General features: G+C 44.8%; 1 protein-coding gene and 1 pseudogene. Both read right to left on the bottom strand.

What is annotated here, in order from left to right:
* On the bottom strand, nucleotides 1-1,700 hold a 1,700-nt coding region (locus QUA38_RS28600), incomplete at its 3' end, for a tetratricopeptide repeat protein (RefSeq protein WP_333167836.1).
* Between the two features lie 198 nt (nucleotides 1,701-1,898).
* A pseudogene (locus QUA38_RS28595) lies at nucleotides 1,899-2,194 on the bottom strand (homogentisate phytyltransferase); the annotation flags it as partial.

The following is a 2,194-nucleotide window of genomic DNA, read 5'->3' as shown; positions in this document are numbered from 1 at the left end:
AAAAGCCTCGCAGTTGGATACCAAGGATTGTCTTCACGATCCAGCAGCCAACGCCAGTCAGGAGCAAAAGAAAGCAGCACCCAAACCGGTTTTCCTAAAGCACCGGCTAAGTGCGCCACAGCCGTATCGACACTAATGACTAAATCCAGTTGAGATATAGCGGAAGCGGTATCAGCAAAGTCGTTCAAATGCGGAGTTAAATCCGGCACTAAGTGTTGGTTCAACAAAGTGCGATCGCTCTCGGACAAGTTTTTTTGTAAACTATAAAAAGCGATTCCCGGAACATCCAAAAATCGAATAAAATCGCTCAAGCTGCAAGAACGCTGATTGTCTTTCCGGCGCTGCGGACTCCCCGCCCAAACAATCCCTACCTTCAATTGAGCCTCAGAATAAAGCGCAAATTTGCACTCAGCAGGCGGATATAAATAAGGAATATTTGCCGGTATTGTTTCCAGAGTTGTCCCCACAATTCGCGGCAAACTCATCAGAGGTGCGTGAACTTCAAATTCTGGCAAACCCTCTAAACTAACTGATAAATATTCAATACCAGGAACTGTCGCAAACAAGCGCAGCAGTTCTGGATAGCAAGCCACCATAACTTTAGCGCCTCGGCTCCGAAGAATTGGGGCGTAGCGAATAAACTGAATAGAATCGCCAAAGCCTTGCTCTACGTGGAGTAAAATAGTTTTCCCCTGCAAATCCGAACCATCCCAAATCGGCTGTTTAAATTGCCTGGGCGATAGTTGCGGAGTGCGCCACCGCCACTCGTATTCAGCAAAACCGCGCTGAAAATCTCCGAACAATAGCAAAGTTAAACCCAATTCGAGGTGTGCGATGGCATTGTCGGGCTGCAATTCCAAGGCTCGACTGTGACAAGAAAAAGCTTCTTGAAACTCTCCTAAATCGACCAAAGCGTGTCCGAGATTGTTAATAGCCTCCACGAAGTCGGGCTTTAAGCTTAATGCTTTTCGGTAGTGGGATATTGCTGTTTTTGCATTGCCTTGTTCGTGAAAAAAGGCTCCTACATTGTTGTGAGCTTCGGGATTGTTTGGATCTAGTTTTACAGCTTGCTGGTAGCAGTTTAAAGCTTCTGCTAATTTACCTTGCTGCTGTAAAACTGTTCCCAAGCCCATCAGGGAATATGTCAAATTTGGATTTATTTTTAAAGCGTGGAGGTAATAAGCGATCGCCTCGTTTAATTGATTTTTTTGTTTAAATAAATGTCCTAAGTTGTGCGCTGTCTCGTGGAGGTTGGGGTCGAGTCGCAGCGCTGTTTGGTAAGATAAAATAGCCGCGTCTATTTCACCTAATTGCTGTTTGATCCAGCCCAAATTATTGTAAGTGAGTGCGGAATTTGGCTGGATTTTGATTACTTGTTCGTAACTGGCGATCGCCCTTTGATACTCGCCCACATCCAGTAAAAGATTAGCTTTATTTAAATGTGCTTCTACAAAATCGCGGTTTTGGACGATCGCCTGTTCGTAAAAGTCGATCGCCTCTGCAATTTTTCCCTGCTGTCTCGCCGCTATTCCCAACAAACACAGCACGTTTGCTGATTCCGGCTGCACTTCTATTATTTGCCGGTACAAATTCTCAGCTTCTAACAAACGGCCCGCTTGGTGATGTTCCCAAGCTAATTTCAAAGATTCTTCGGCACCCAGTTTGCAGGCAGATTTCCGCGATTTTTTGTGAGAAGCCATAGTTGTCTTGGTTGTTTGGGAGTTCGCTAACTTGTAATTGCCAAATTGTGCTAAGTTGTTAACTCTTCCTTCCTTCTTCCTCCTTGCGACTTCCCTCCGACTGACATCCGTTACATCTTGTACAGTGCTCCTTGCCGAACTGCCTTCTTCCTGACATCTGTTACATCCCGTACACTGCTCGTTGCCGAACTTCCCTTTCTACCCCAATAAACAAGATGCGGGAAAAATCAGATATTCTAAGAAAAACAGCTTCCAGATAAACTGATAAAATGCAGCAATTTCTTTTTGATCGTCCAAATCAACTTTCGCACTCCAAAACCACATCAAACCCAAAGCCACCAAATGAGAAACTGCCAGAAACACTAAATTAACATTAGACAATACGATCGCTCCCGCCAAAGTCGCGCCCAAATAACAAACCGTCAACACCCAGCGAGATAAATTAAAGACGGCCGGCTTGCCCAGCTCAATCGTAAACGTAGTAATATTATATT

The sequence above is a fragment of the Microcoleus sp. Pol12B4 genome (assembly GCF_036701385.1).
Lineage (GTDB): Bacteria > Cyanobacteriota > Cyanobacteriia > Cyanobacteriales > Microcoleaceae > Microcoleus.
This window is presented reverse-complemented; position numbering and strand designations above follow the sequence as displayed.